Raw genomic sequence first — 13128 nt, forward strand, 5'->3', positions numbered from 1 at the left:
CTCCGTCAGAACCGGCTTTCGGGGATGATGATCGTATCCCCCGGCATCAACAGGACATTGGCGGTCGCATCGCCGCGACGGATCAGATCCGACAGGCGCAGGCGATATTCGACCTGTTCACCGCTGTCGCGATCAAGCCGGATCAGTTTGGCGCGGTTGCCTGCGGCAAATTCGTTCAAGCCGCCGACGGCGATCATCGCGTCGAGCACGGTCATGTTGGCGCGGAATGGCAGCGAGGCCGGTTGCCCGGTCGCGCCGATGATCCGCACCTGCTGGGTAAAATTGCCCTCGGGCGTGTTGACGATCACCGAGACGATCGGCTGTTCGATATATTTCGCCAACTCGCCCGCGATGTATTCCTGCAATTCGGTGCTGGTTTTGCCCACCGCCGGAATGTCCTGCACCAGCGGGATGGTGAGCCGCCCGTCGGGGCGCACGCGCACCTTGTCGGCGGAAAGTTCGGGGTTGCGCCAGACGTGGATGGTGATCTCGTCGAGCGGGCCGATGGTGTATTCCTCGCTCGGCGCGATTTCCGTGCTCGAATAATTCGCAGGCGGCAGTTCCTTGCCCCCGGCGGCACAGGCGGCAAGCGCCAGCGCAGACAGGCTCAGGGTCGCCAAACGGGGGAGAGACGGGAAAGTAAACATCGACGCACAAGTCCTTGGCCAAAGTTCGCGAGGGCCATGTGCACGCCGCAGGAGCGACCTGCGACACATGGTTCTGCGCTGAGGATCGCTTGTCGTCGAAATTGGTGAATATAATGTTAGTTATAGAGCGCCAAATGCGGCCCCATCCCGATCCGGGACAGCGGATTTGCGCGGGTTAACGCGCGGCGCGGCCGGTGCACTTCACACCAGCATTTCCGCCGCCGGGCCGTGGCCGAGAAAGGCGGCCGGCGATGCGCTTGCCCCGTAAGCCCCGGCGCAAAACACCGCGACCAGATCGCCCACCTGCGCCTCCGGCATCGCAGCCGCATCGGCGAGCCGATCGAGCGGGGTGCACAGACAGCCAACGATGTTGACTTCCTCTGTCGGCTCCGCGCCATAACGCGTTGCAATCGCAGAAGGATAGTTGCGCCGCACCACCGTGCCAAAATTGCCCGACGCCGCCAGTTGGTGATGCAACCCGCCATCGGTAACAAGATAAGTCACCCCGTGGCTGACCTTGCGATCAATGATCCGGGTGAGATAGACGCCCGCTTCGCCCACCAGATAACGCCCGAGTTCAATGCACAATTCGGTTTCGGCCAGCACCGCAGGCAGGCTCTCGACCCGCTCGGCCAGTGCCGCGCCGACCCGCGCCAGATCGACCGGCGTATCGCCGGGGAAATAGGGGATTCCCAGCCCGCCGCCCATGTTCAGTTTGGGTAAGGGCTGGCCGATATCCCCTGCCAGTTTTGCAGCCAGTTCCAACACGTTGCCCTGCGCTTCGATGATCGCGTCTGCGCTCAGCGCCTGGCTGCCGGTGAAGATGTGCAGCCCGCGCCATTCGGCCCCTGCGGCGATGACATGGCGGGCCAGCGCGGGCACCTGATCGGCGTCCACCCCGAACGGCTTGGCCCCGCCGCCCATCTTCATGCCCGATCCCTTGAGTTCGAACGAAGGATTGACCCGGATCGCGATGCGCGGCGCCTTGCCCAACCGCTCCCCGATGGCGAGCGCGCGCGCCGCCTCGCCCGCGCTTTCGCAATTGAGCGTCACCCCGACCGCAATCGCCGCCTCCAACTCATCATCGCGCTTGCCCGGCCCGGCAAAGCTGATGCGCGCAGGATCAATCCTGACAGCGATGCAAAGGCCGAGTTCTCCCGACGAGGCAATGTCGAACCCATCGACCAACGCCGCCATATGGCCGATCACCGCCAGATGCGGATTGGCCTTGACCGCGTAATTGATCCCCACCCGTGCGGGCAGCGCCATGCGCAATGCGGCGACGCGGGCATCGAGATGCGCGCGCGAATAGACAAACAGCGGCGTGCGCCCCGCCTCTGCCACCAATTCGCTGACACGCCGCCCGTCGATGGCGAGTTCTCCATCAATCGCGGTGTAACCGGCGGGGATCGGGCCAACGGGCTTCATTGTGCAAATTCCTGTGTGAGTTCAGCCTGCAAAACGGTGCGGTCAATCTTGCCATTGGGGTTCAACGGCATCGCATCGCGCCAGTGGATCATCTGCGGCTGCATGAAATTGGGCAATTCGCGCTTGAGCCGGATCGGCAGCTCCGCGCGCGCCTCATCCTCGCCCGCTCCGCGCACCACCAGATGAACCGCTTGGCCCAACCGCGCATCCGCCACGCCAAGCGCCACGGCTTCCGCCACCAGCCCGGTAGCAAGGGCCGCCTCTTCAACCTCCTGCGGGCTGATGCGGTTGCCCGCGCTCTTGATCATCGCATCGCGCCGTCCGGCGAAATAGAGCAATCCATCCGCATCACGCCGCACCCTGTCGCCTGACCACACGGCAGTGCCGCCATAGGTGGACTCTGCGGGCGCAGGCTTGAACCGTTCAGCGGTGCGCGCCGGGTCTTGCCAGTAACCCTGCGCCACCAGCGGGCCGCAATGCACCAGCTCACCCTCCTCGCCATCAGCCGCGATGCCGCCTGCATCATTGATAACCAGAATCTCTGCTATGGGTATTGCCTTACCCATTGAAGTCGGATGCGAATCGACCAGAGCAGGATCGAGGAAGGTTGATCGGAACGCCTCGGTCAGACCATACATCGGGAACAGCTTTGCCGCCGGGAACATCCCACGCAACGCCGTGACCAGATCAACCGTCAACGCCCCGCCGCTATTGGTCAACCGCCGCAGCGGCGCGCGCGCCTCATCCGGCCAGTCAATCTCGGTCAGTTGCACCCACAGCGGCGGCACGGCGGCCAGCGTGGTTACACCATGCTTTGCGCAGGCCTTGGCCACATCCTTGGGGAACAGGAAATCGAGCGGCACCACGCAACCGCCAGCATACCAAGTCGAAAACAGCTGGTTCTGCCCGTAATCAAACGACAGCGGCAGCACCGCCAGCGTCACATCATCCGCTGCCAGCCCAAGATAATGCGCCACACTCACCGCGCCGAGCCACATATTGGCATGGCTGAGCATCACGCCCTTGGGCTTCCCCGTAGAACCCGAGGTGTAGAGAATCGCCGCCAGATCATCGGGATCAGCCGCAGATGGGCCAAGTTCGCGCCCCGTCGTGGCAGCCGCCGCCAACGCCTCACCCTCGCCCAGCGCCGCGCAGCCCGGTGGCAGATCACCCGGTTCCAGCGAAGCCAGCCGCGAACCCGTGCCGATCAGCAGCCGCGCCCCGCTATCGCCGAGAATATGCGCCGCCTGCGCGCGTTTGAGCAGCGGGTTGATCGGCACGTGCACCAGCCCCGCACGCGCCGCCGCCAGCGGCAGCAGGCAGGTGAGTTCGCCCTTCGCCGCCCAGCTTGCCACCCGCGCGCCCTTGTGTGGCACCATCCCGGCCAGCCACCCGGCCAGCACAGCAACACGCTGTCTTAACTGATTGTGGTTAAGCGTGGCGTCGCGCAAGCGCAGCGCCGGGCGCTCCCCATGCCCCATCGCCCCGGCCAGTTCGGCCAAGTGATCGAGCGGACGCGGGGAAGGATCGGGCGTGGTGGGCATCGGCAGGAGTATTCTTTCAGTGATCGAAACGCGGTATCACGATAGCGTTAACGTCTTGCAAGCCCTCACTGCGGGCGCAGGCGCTGCGCCGTTTGACCGCGCCGATTGGTTTGCGCTGATCGCCGATACCGGCATCACGCCGCTGATCGCCACTGCCAGCGACGGCGAAAGCACCGCCGCGATGGCTTTGACCGAGGATGGCGGACGGATCACCCCCTTGCGTAATTGGTACAGCTTCACCTGGCGCGCGCTGGCTCCTGAAGGCGCGGCGGGCGACCGGCTGTTGGCCGTGATCGCCAAGGATCTGAAAACACGCGGCTGGCGCGTCACGCTCGAACCCGTGCCGGGGGAGGGTGGCTCGGCCGAGCGGCTGGCGCAGGCGTTTCGCACGGCCGGGTGGCGCGTCAGCGTCGAGGAATCGGACACCAACCACGTCCTCCCCTTGCGCGGACGCAGCTTTGCCGAATATTGGGAAAGCCGCCCCGGACAATTGCACACCACGCTGAAACGCAAGGCCAAAAAGGTAGAAACGCAGGTGCTCACCCGCTTCGATGTAGACGTGTGGGATGAATACGAGGCAATCTATGCCGCCAGCTGGAAACCCGCCGAGGATCACCCTGCAATGCTGCGCGCCTTTGCCAAGGCCGAAGGCGCGGCGGGACGATTGCGGCTTGGTGTGGCACGGGTCGACGGCGTGGCGGTGGCAGCGCAATGCTGGACGGTAGAAAATTCAATTGCCTACATCCACAAGCTCGCCCATCTTGACAGCTACAAGCCACTATCGGCGGGCACCACGTTAAGCGCGGCGCTGTTTGCCCACGTGATCGACATCGACCGGGTCGAGTTGGTCGATTTCGGCACTGGTCATCAAAGCTACAAGGCCGATTGGATGGAGGACGTGCGCCCATGCTATCGCATCGATTGTCTCGACCCGGCACAGCGGCGAAGTTGGGCACCGCTGGCCAAGCGAATGCTGGCGGGGCTGCGCGCCTAACAGGCCCGCAATACTTGCACCCGCGCGCGCGCATGGCTAAGCCCCGCGGCCAAGCTTGGAGACAGGGATCAAGGTACCCCAATGAGCATCACGCCAATCATTGATGGCCAATTGGACGAAGCCGCGCTCGACCAGCAATTGCAGACGCTGATCGCCGATGTGCTGGGCCTTGATCCGGCGCAGGCGGCTGCGTTTGACGCGTATTCGGGGCTGTTTGGCCACTTACCCGAACTCGATTCGATGGCGGTGGCGGGCCTGCTTACCGAAATGGAAGACCGGTTCGGCATTGTGATCGAAGATGACGATGTGGATGGCGAAATGCTCGAAACCTATGGCGGGCTGCGGGCATTTGCGCGTGCCAAGCTAGACCCCCTCCAGACCCACTCTTGACCCCCTTTAAGCCCGTGCTTGCGTGAGTTTCACGTGGAACATTCCGGCCCTTGATGGCAGCATTGCGGGTGAAGAACTGCTGTTGGCATTCGACCGGGGCCGCCCGGCTCGGGTGCTGATATTGCCCGCATGGTTTGACGAGGCAAACAAGCTGCGGCGCTTTACGGTCGAGGTTATGCGGCGGCTCGATGCAGCCGGAATCGACAGTTTTCTGCCCGATCTGCCCGGTTGCAATGAAAGCCTCGCCCCGCTCGCGGATCAGACGTTGGAGGGTTGGCGCAGGGCTGCCGATATTGCCGCCACCAGCTTTGCCGCGACCCATGTGCTGGCGATCCGCGCAGGTGCAATGCTGGCCCCGGCGGGGCTGCCGGGGTGGCATTATGCTCCGCAATCCGGCCCCAAACTGCTGCGCGGCATGATCCGCGCCCGCACTATTGCTGCGCGTGAGGCCGGGATTTCAGAGACTTCTGACGAGCTGTTGGCCATCGGCCGAAGCGAGGGGCTAACGCTCGGCGGCTGGCACCTGGGCGCGGCAATGATTGCGGCGCTGGAGATCGCAGAACCCGCCCTCGCCCCCGGTCAGCACGGTATCGCGCAGCTGGAACTCGGCGGCCCCGGCCTGTGGCTGCGCGCCGAACCTGCCGAAGACGCCGCGCAGGCTGACGCTCTGGCTACAATCATCATCGAGGCACTGGCATGACCCGCCTCCCGCTCACCTTCGGCTGCGGCAGCCAGACGCTGGCGGGCACGCTCGACACCGCGCCGGGCACCTGCGGACTGCTGATCGTCAGCGGCGGCAATGAAATCCGCAGCGGCGCGTTTGGTGGGCAGGCGCAGCTCGCCGCGCGCATTGCCCGCGCCGGGTTCCCGGTATTCCGGTTCGACCGACGCGGGGTGGGAGACAGCGAGGGCGAAAACCGCGGATTTCGCAAAAGCGCGAACGATATCGCCGCCGCGCTCGACGCATTCCGGGCGATGGCCCCGCAGATCACCCGCGTGGTCGCTTTCGGCAATTGCGATGCTGCTTCGGCACTGATGCTGGCAGGCGGTGCGGGATGCGATGGGCTGATATTGTCAAACCCGTGGACGATTGAGCAAGACGACGGGGCCGAGGATGATACCACCCCGCCCCCCGCAGCGATCCGCGCGCGCTATCTCGAAAAGCTCAAAAACCCGCGCGAAATTGCGCGTTTGCTGGGCGGCGGGGTTGATCTGCGCAAGCTGGCGCGTGGTCTCACCCGTTCGCTGCGCCCTGCCCCGCCGCCATCAACGCTGGCCGAGGAAATGCGCGCGGGGCTGGCAGGCTTTGCTGGCGATGTCCGCATCCTGCTCGCCACCGCGGACCGAACCGCGCAGGTATTCGAGAGCGCATGGAACCCATCCGACCCGCGCATCCGGCGCTGCGACGGGGCAGGCCACGCCTATGTTGAGCCAGAACATCGTGACTGGCTGAAGGCCGAAATCCTCAGCGCATTACGCGCTTAACGCTCGAAATAACTCACCAATTCGACATGGGTGGACCACCGAAACTGCCCGACCGGGCGCAGTTTGGTCAAGCTGAACCCGGCGGCCGTTAACGTCGCCGCATCGCGCGCCCAGCTTGACGGGTTGCAGCTGACATAAACCACCCGCGCCAGCGTACTCGCCGCGATTTCAGCCACTTGCGCCCGTGCGCCCGCACGCGGGGGATCGAGCAGCACGGCATCAAAGCGGTTCAATTCCTCAGGCTGCAACGGATTGCGGAACAGATCGCGGTGCAGCGCCAGCACGCCTCCGCCCGACTGTGCACCGGCCGATTTGCAGGCCAGATGCGCCGCACGCTCGGCCTCAACCGCCAGCACTTTTCGTCCCTGCCGCAGCGCAAAGGCAAAGGTGCCCAGCCCGGCGAACAGATCGGCCACCAACCGCGCGCTGCCGAGCCAGTCTGCGGCATCGGCGGCCATCCGGGCCTCGGCATCGTGGGTCGCCTGCAGGAACGCACCCGCTGGCAGGCTGACCGGCACCCCGGCAAGCGTTACTGTGGAGGGCTCAGGCTCCCACACGGTTTCCGGGCCATAGCCCTGATCAATGCTCAGCCGCGCAAGGCCCTGTTCACGCGCGCAATCGAGCGCGGCTTCGGTCGGCCCCAGCCCTTCAAGCGGGAAGTGCGCAAGATTTACGTCCACGCCCTGATCGGCGAGCGTCAGGTCGATCCCGACCATCACCTTTGGCCCATGCGCCGCGACAAACTTGCGCAAAGGCGCGATCAGCGCGGTCAGCGCGGGGTGCAGCACAGGGCATTCGGCCAGATCGACCACGCGGTGCGATCCGCCTTCGCGATAGCCCAGCACCGCGCCCCCGGCGGTGCGCAACCCATGCAACCCGGCGCGGCGGCGACTGGCGGGCGGCGAAAGGTGGACAGGCAGCAGTTCGGCAGGCTCAAGCCCCTGCCCTTTGGCGGCATTCACCACCCGGTCGCGCACGAAATCAGCCAGCACCGCGTCATCGGCGTGTTGCAGCTGGCATCCGCCGCAGGTTGCAAAGTGGCGGCAAGCGGGCGCAACATGGTGCGGCCCCGGCGTGATCGCCCCGCCCGCGTCCACCGCATCGCCCGGCACTGCGCCAGCCACATGGCGACCCGATGCGGCAACGCCGTCTCCCTTGGCGGCGAGGCGGATGATGGGTTCGGAAATGCTGCCGCTAGCGTTCATCGACAGGCCGCTAGCGCCTCTGATACCCGTTCGGCAAGCTGTGACGCGGTGAAAGCCGGGCCAGATCGCCGCGCGGCCTCCCCATGCAGCCACACCGCCTCGCAAGCTGCGGTGAAGGGATCGGTCCCGGTGACCATCCGGCTCGCTGCTATCCCCGCCAGCACATCGCCCGTGCCCGCGACCGAGAGCCAGCTTGGCGCAGGCGTGCCGATCGCCAGCCTGCCATCGGGCGCGGCGATGACCGTGTCCGGCCCCTTGGCCAGCACCACCATGCCGGTCATCTTGGCGAGCGCCAGCGCGCGGGCCTGCCGCCCCTCGGCAATCACCCCGAACGTGCGGCACAGCGTTTCCAGCTCGCCATCATGCGGGGTGGCAAGCATTGGCACCTCGCGCGCGAGCATATTTGGCGCGAGCAGCACCAGCGCATCGGCATCAAGCACCAGCGTCTGCGCCCGTCGCAAAGCCTCACCCAGCGCCGCTTTCGCCGCGCCATCGCGCCCCAGCCCCGGCCCGACCAGCACCGCCGCCATGCGCGGATCGGCCAATGCTTCGGATAGCGGCGTGGTATCGACCACCAGATCGGGCGGCGTGCGCGGATCGGCTGCGCGACCGAGCAGCCTGACATAGCCCGCCCCGGCACGTTGCGCAGCGGCGGCGGCCAGCAGGCTCGCCCCCGGCATGGTACCGCCAACAACGCCCAGCAGGCCTCTGATATATTTATGACTATCTGCGGCAGGAGCGGCGATGCGAGGGCGCGTGATGATCTGCGCCGCCCCCTCGGTTGGCGCGATACCGATCGGCACAAGCCGCAACTGCCCCATCAGCGCACGCCCCGGCAGGCTCCAATGCGCGAATTTCCACGCGCCGAGAGCCAGCGTGAGATCAAAGCCGGGGAACCGCTCGTTCAGCACTGCGCCGCTATCGGATGCAATGCCCGATGGCACATCCACCGCGACACGATAGCGGTGCCGCGCCGCCAGATCGCGCAGTAACAACGCGTGTTCGGCTTCCAGCGGACGGGTCAGGCCGGAACCGAACAGGCAATCGACCAGCACATCGCCATCCGCGCCCGTTTGCATGGTCGCAGCGCCCCAACGCCTGCGCGCCTCCTTGGCCGCATCGGTCGTGGGTTCAAGCGGAGCGACAACGGTGACGGCATTGCCAGCATCGCGCAAAAGCCTTGCGATAACATAGCCATCGCCGCCATTGTTGCCGGGGCCGCACAGCACCGTGACACTGCGCCCCGCGGCGACGCGCCGGACCCATTCCGCCGCGCCGCTTGCCGCCACTTCCATTAATTCAACAACGCTCATCCCCGCATCGAACAGCGCCTGTTCGGCAGCGCGCATTTGCACAGTCGTGAGGACTTGCGCGGCGCTCACGGCTGAGCGGGTTCCAGCAGATCGGGCGGAATGCTGTACCGATCTTCGCCAATAGCGAATTGCACCGTGCCGCCCGTGCCGGGCTCCGGCACTAGCGGCTCCGCTCCGTCAAGCGGAGCCAGTGTGCCAGTGGCGAGGTCGCGGGAAAGCCGCCGGAACCCGCCATCAGGGTGATGGATCACGATGTCCTGCGTCCCGGCCACCAGTTCCAGCGTGCAAACCGGCGACAAATCCGCGCCCGCGCCGATCGCGCAATCGACGATGTCACCCGGCGGAGGCGGGCTTTCCGCTCCGCACGCCGTCAGCGCAAGCAATAAGGCGGCGCTAGATATCCGCAAACACATGGGTTTCCGCCTTCGCGCCGGGATGGGTCAGTGCTCCATAGCGCGCCGGCCCGACATTCTGGGCATAGCGCCACAAAGCGCCCGCCTGATAGTCATTGGAGCGCGGTTGCCATGCCTTGCGCCGCTCAGCCAGCACGTCATCGGCAACGTCAAGTTCGATCGTGCCCGCTTCGGCATCGATGCTGATGATGTCGCCATCCTCGACCAGCGCAATCGGGCCGCAATCGGCGGCTTCGGGGCAGACATGGCCGATGCAAAACCCGCGCGTTGCGCCCGAAAAGCGCCCGTCGGTGATCAGCGCGACCTTTTCGCCCATCCCCTGCCCATAGAGCGCGGCGGTGGTGGACAGCATCTCGCGCATTCCGGGGCCGCCCTTGGGCCCTTCGTAACGGATCACGATCACGCAGCCTTCGGCAATGTCGCGGCGTTCGACGGCAGCAAAGGCGTCCTCCTCGCATTCAAACACCCGCGCCGGGCCGCTGAATTGCAAGCGTGCCATCCCCGCAACCTTCACGATTGCACCATCAGGGGCAAGGCTGCCGCCAAGACCAACCACGCCGCCGGTAGGCGTGATCGGGGTCTTCACGTCGTAGAACACCTTTTGATCGGGGTTCCAGGTGATTTCATCGAGGTTTTCACCGATGGTCTTGCCCGTCACGGTGATCGGGTTGGGATCGATGAACCCGCCATCAAGTAGAGTTTTCATCGCCATATAGACCCCGCCCGCTTCGTGCATATCCTTGGCGACATACCTCCCGCCGGGCTTCAGGTCAGCGATGTAAGGCGTTGATTTGAAGATTTCGGCGACGTCAAACAGGTCGAAATCGATCCCGCATTCGCTCGCCATGGCGGGCAGGTGCAGCGCGGCGTTGGTCGAACCGCCGGTGGCCGCCACAACGCGCGCAGCGTTTTCAAATGCGGCGCGGGTGCAGATATCGCGCGAGCGCAGGTTGCGCGCCACCAATTCCATCACCTGCGCGCCTGCCGCCCGCGCAATTTCTTCGCGCGAAGTGTAAGGTGCCGGTGTCATATTGCTGTTCGGCAGAGATAATCCGATAGCCTCACCCACGCAGGCCATGGTATTGGCGGTGAACTGACCGCCGCACGCGCCGTGGCCGGGACAAGCGACCTTTTCGAGCGCGATCAGTTCTTGCAGCGGGCAATTTCCAGCCGCGAATTGCCCCACCGCCTCGAACACATCGACCACGGTCACATCCTTGCCGTGGTGAGTGCCGGGCAGGATCGACCCGCCATAGACGAAGATCGACGGCACGTTGAGCCGTAGCATCGCCATCATCATGCCGGGCAGGCTCTTGTCACAGCCCGCGAACCCGACAAGCGCGTCATAACAATGGCCTCGCACGGAAAGCTCGACCGAATCGGCAATCACTTCACGACTGATGAGCGAGGATTTCATGCCTTGATGGCCCATCGCGATGCCATCGGTGACGGTGATGGTGTTGAACCGGCGCGGGGTGCCGCCGCCTGCGATCACGCCTTCGCGGCAGATATCGGCCTGCGCGTTCAAGGTTGTGTTGCACGGCGCGGAATCGTTACCCGCGCTCGCCACGCCGACGAAGGGCCGGGCGATGTCTTCCTCGGTCATGCCCATCGCGTAGTAATAGGACCGGTGCGGGGCGCGCTCCGGCCCGACCGAGACGTGGCGGCTGGGGAGCTTGGACTTGTCAAACGTGCGAGACATAAGATTTCCTGTTTCGGGGATTTTGCGAAACTTCCCCTGCCTTCAGGTGAGCGCCGACGCAACCCTTTGCGCAAGATCGGCGAGCAACGCGGCCCAGCGGGCGTGGTCTGCGGGGGTTCGGGCCAAGTCTTGCCGGATTTCGATACCAAGATAGCGCCTGTCCGCCAATTCGGCATGGCGGTTCATGGTGTAATTGAGATCACGGCCCGAATAAGGGAGGTTGTCGCCCACGATGAGTCCTCGCTCCGCCAGCAGCGGGATGGCGATGCGCGCGGCGCGGTCGTCCTGATTGTAGAGCACGCCAGCTTGCCACGGACGCGCCTCTTCGCGCGAGGCAAGCTGCGGGGTAAAGCTGTGGAGAGAGAGGATCAGCGCCGGTTCGGCCGCCGCCAGCCATTGCTCCAGCCCGGTGTGATAGGGCCGGTGGAAGCGGGTGAGCCTTGCCTTGCGATCCGCGCCGATATTGCCGGGGATCGGGTGGCCGTCGCTGGTGTCGGGGACAAGGCCGGGCGCGGTTTCCTCACGGTTGAGGTCGCACACGAGGCGGCTGATGGCGGCGATGTGTGCGGGGATGGCGTGGGTATGTGCCAGTCGTTCGGCAATGGCTTCGGTGCCGATATCAACCGCGATGTGGTCTTCCAGCAAGCGCGCAGGGATGCCGAGATCAATGCCTTGCGGCACATGGTTGCTGGCATGGTCGGCAACGCAGACGATCCCGCCGGGGGTGGGCGTGCCGCGTTGGCGGAAGGGCAAAGTCACAAACCCAACCCCCGTTCGTGCTGAGCTTGTCGAAGCACTGCAATTCTTTTGCGGAGGCAGTGGCTTTCAAGCAAGGACGGCCCTTCGACAAGCTCAGGGCGAACGGATTTGCGGAAAATCACCGCAGCCGTCCCGCCATCGTCCACCACGCGGCGGGCATGGCCGCCCGCGCCGCATCGCGGACTGTAATGGTCTCATACAGCGCAAAACAGGTCGCGCCAGAACCGGACATTCGCGCGAGCCACGGCTTGGTTGCCTGCAAGGCCGCCAGCACCTCGGCGATCACCGGACATAGCGAAATCGCCGGGGCTTCGAGATCGTTGCGCCCTTCCAGCGCGATTTTTGAGGCGGGGCCTTGCGGCAGCGCGCCCCGGTCTTCACCATCCCACGCCTTGAACACCGGCCCGGTCGACAGCGGCACGCGCGGGTTGACCAGCAGGACGGGGGTTCCGGCATGGTCGTCCTCGACCGCAAGCTGCTCGGTGCCGGTGCCGAGACCAATATGGGTGCGGCTGAGCACGCAGGCAGGTACATCCGCGCCGAGTTTTGCGGCCTTTGCCTGCCAGTCGTCCGGCAAGCCGTGCAGCGCTTCGACGATTCGGAACACCGCCCCCGCATCCGCCGACCCGCCGCCAAGGCCAGCCGCAACGGGAAGGTTCTTCTCCAGCGTCACCGCAAGGCCCTGAGTGCGCGGCAGGGCGCCCAAGGCGCGGGCAACGAGGTTGTCGAAGGGATTGTCGAGCCCACCCGCAAACTCGCCGAGCGTGGTGACACTGTCGGCGGCGGCAGGCGCGGCGCTCAGCACATCGCCCGCATCGACGAAGGCGAACAGGGTCTCGAGGTCGTGATAGCCGTCCTCCCGCCGCCTGCGGACATGCAGCGCGAGGTTGATCTTGGCGTAGGCGGTTTCGGTCAGAGCCACCGTCAGTCGCCGAGCGATGGGCCTGACTGGCTGGCCTTCCTGTCAAGCCACACCGAGTAGAAGGCGCCCAGTCCTACGGCATAGAGGAGCGGAAGTGGGGCCTCATGCTTCCAGACGCCGAGCTCCTTGGCGAGCCGGTTCGCCGATACCGCGAGCCCGAAGAGCGACACGAGCGCCACAAACCAGAAAAGGACAAAGATCGCGGTCGGCACGAGCAATTGGTCAGCACTGCTCCCTCGGCTGATCAACATCGAGAGCACGAACATGCCGAGCATCGCTCCAAGGAACGCCAGCAGCCAAACGCGATGGAGTTGGAACGCGCTCAC

At 65.2% G+C, this 13128-nt stretch carries 14 protein-coding genes; 4 read left to right on the forward strand and 10 right to left on the reverse strand.

Features of this window, described 5'->3' with window-relative positions:
• Nucleotides 1–5 precede the first annotated feature (5 nt).
• The 3 genes from ACSSV3_RS08325 to ACSSV3_RS08335 all read right to left on the reverse strand — a co-directional run bounded on the left by ACSSV3_RS08325 (nt 6) and on the right by ACSSV3_RS08335 (nt 3619).
• The gene (locus ACSSV3_RS08325; RefSeq protein WP_354324403.1) at nt 6–647 is read right to left on the reverse strand and encodes an XrtA/PEP-CTERM system exopolysaccharide export protein; all 642 of its coding nucleotides are present in this window, start codon (nt 645–647) and stop codon (nt 6–8) included.
• A gap of 201 nt (nt 648–848) precedes the next feature.
• Nucleotides 849–2075, reverse strand: coding sequence for a pyridoxal-dependent decarboxylase, exosortase A system-associated (locus ACSSV3_RS08330; RefSeq protein WP_354324401.1), 1227 nt, complete (start codon nt 2073–2075; stop codon nt 849–851).
• Nucleotides 2072–3619, reverse strand: a complete 1548-nt coding sequence (locus tag ACSSV3_RS08335) for an acyl-CoA ligase (AMP-forming), exosortase A system-associated (RefSeq protein WP_354324399.1) — start codon at nt 3617–3619, stop codon at nt 2072–2074. Before ACSSV3_RS08335 ends, ACSSV3_RS08330 begins: the two co-directional genes overlap by 4 nt.
• A gap of 19 nt (nt 3620–3638) precedes the next feature.
• Between ACSSV3_RS08335 and ACSSV3_RS08340 the strand changes: the two genes are divergently transcribed.
• The 4 genes from ACSSV3_RS08340 (at nt 3639) to ACSSV3_RS08355 (ending at nt 6488) form a co-directional block, all read left to right on the forward strand.
• Nucleotides 3639–4613 (forward strand): GNAT family N-acetyltransferase, encoded by a 975-nt coding sequence (locus ACSSV3_RS08340; RefSeq protein WP_454184787.1) that lies wholly within the window; start codon nt 3639–3641, stop codon nt 4611–4613.
• An 81-nt stretch (nt 4614–4694) separates the two neighbouring features.
• The gene (locus ACSSV3_RS08345) at nt 4695–5003 is read left to right on the forward strand and encodes an acyl carrier protein (protein WP_354324396.1); all 309 of its coding nucleotides are present in this window, start codon (nt 4695–4697) and stop codon (nt 5001–5003) included.
• A 22-nt stretch (nt 5004–5025) separates the two neighbouring features.
• Nucleotides 5026–5703: an alpha/beta hydrolase family protein gene (locus tag ACSSV3_RS08350; RefSeq protein WP_354324395.1), complete on the forward strand. Its 678-nt coding sequence runs from the start codon at nt 5026–5028 to the stop codon at nt 5701–5703.
• Nucleotides 5700–6488 carry a hydrolase 1, exosortase A system-associated gene (locus ACSSV3_RS08355; protein ID WP_354324393.1) on the forward strand — a complete coding sequence of 263 codons (789 nt, stop codon included), beginning with the start codon at nt 5700–5702 and terminating at the stop codon, nt 6486–6488. The genes ACSSV3_RS08350 and ACSSV3_RS08355 overlap by 4 nt, the downstream gene beginning before the upstream one ends.
• Here ACSSV3_RS08355 and ACSSV3_RS08360 read toward each other — a convergent pair.
• The 7 genes from ACSSV3_RS08360 to ACSSV3_RS08390 form a co-directional block, all read right to left on the reverse strand.
• Nucleotides 6485–7693 carry a class I SAM-dependent RNA methyltransferase gene (locus ACSSV3_RS08360; protein ID WP_354324392.1) on the reverse strand — a complete coding sequence of 403 codons (1209 nt, stop codon included), beginning with the start codon at nt 7691–7693 and terminating at the stop codon, nt 6485–6487. The two genes, ACSSV3_RS08355 and ACSSV3_RS08360, sit on opposite strands and share 4 nt — an antisense overlap.
• The gene (locus ACSSV3_RS08365; RefSeq protein WP_354324390.1) at nt 7690–9075 is read right to left on the reverse strand and encodes an NAD(P)H-hydrate dehydratase; all 1386 of its coding nucleotides are present in this window, start codon (nt 9073–9075) and stop codon (nt 7690–7692) included. The genes ACSSV3_RS08360 and ACSSV3_RS08365 overlap by 4 nt, the downstream gene beginning before the upstream one ends.
• The gene (locus ACSSV3_RS08370) at nt 9072–9419 is read right to left on the reverse strand and encodes a hypothetical protein (protein ID WP_354324389.1); all 348 of its coding nucleotides are present in this window, start codon (nt 9417–9419) and stop codon (nt 9072–9074) included. Before ACSSV3_RS08370 ends, ACSSV3_RS08365 begins: the two co-directional genes overlap by 4 nt.
• Complete coding sequence (ilvD, locus tag ACSSV3_RS08375) at nt 9400–11121, reverse strand: dihydroxy-acid dehydratase (protein ID WP_354324387.1); 1722 nt, start codon at nt 11119–11121, stop codon at nt 9400–9402. The genes ACSSV3_RS08370 and ilvD overlap by 20 nt, the downstream gene beginning before the upstream one ends.
• A 42-nt stretch (nt 11122–11163) precedes the next feature.
• On the reverse strand, nt 11164–11880 hold the full coding sequence (locus ACSSV3_RS08380; protein WP_354324386.1) for an N-formylglutamate amidohydrolase: 717 nt from the start codon (nt 11878–11880) through the stop codon (nt 11164–11166).
• Nucleotides 11881–11998: 118 nt separating this feature from the next.
• Complete coding sequence (locus ACSSV3_RS08385) at nt 11999–12802, reverse strand: 4-(cytidine 5'-diphospho)-2-C-methyl-D-erythritol kinase (RefSeq protein WP_354324384.1); 804 nt, start codon at nt 12800–12802, stop codon at nt 11999–12001.
• A gap of 2 nt (nt 12803–12804) precedes the next feature.
• Nucleotides 12805–13128, reverse strand: coding sequence for a hypothetical protein (locus ACSSV3_RS08390; protein WP_354324383.1), 324 nt, complete (start codon nt 13126–13128; stop codon nt 12805–12807).

The sequence above is a fragment of the Porphyrobacter sp. MBR-49 genome, from assembly GCF_053628655.1.